This is a genomic window from Stenotrophomonas sp. SrG, assembly GCF_050031795.1.
GTDB classification, from domain to species: domain Bacteria; phylum Pseudomonadota; class Gammaproteobacteria; order Xanthomonadales; family Xanthomonadaceae; genus Stenotrophomonas; species Stenotrophomonas rhizophila_A.
In genome coordinates this window covers 1-238 of the sequence record NZ_JBNBBE010001156.1, presented here as the reverse complement: position 1 = coordinate 238, position 238 = coordinate 1, and the positions used below count along the sequence as shown (strand labels likewise).

At 70.6% G+C, this 238-nt stretch carries 1 protein-coding gene; it reads left to right on the top strand.

Going from position 1 to position 238, the window contains the following annotated elements:
• On the top strand, positions 1-238 hold a 238-nt coding region (locus ACQG3P_RS23090), incomplete at both ends, for a hypothetical protein (protein WP_426806345.1).

Here is a 238-nt window from a genome sequence, read left to right as displayed (position 1 = left end):
CGATGCGCTGATCACTGCCGCCTACGATTCGGACAAGGACACCCGCGGCCGCCTGCTGCGTGACATCCAGCCAGAGGAGTTCTACCCGGTCTACGGCGACGCGTCGCTGCGCGGCTTCGACGCGCGCTCGGCCGAGCGCCAGTATGTGCGCATCGACAACAAGCGCAGGGTCCTGCTCTACGGCGATTGCCAGGCCGGAGACGGGCTGGCCACGGCCACCGGCCTCGCCGGCCGCGGG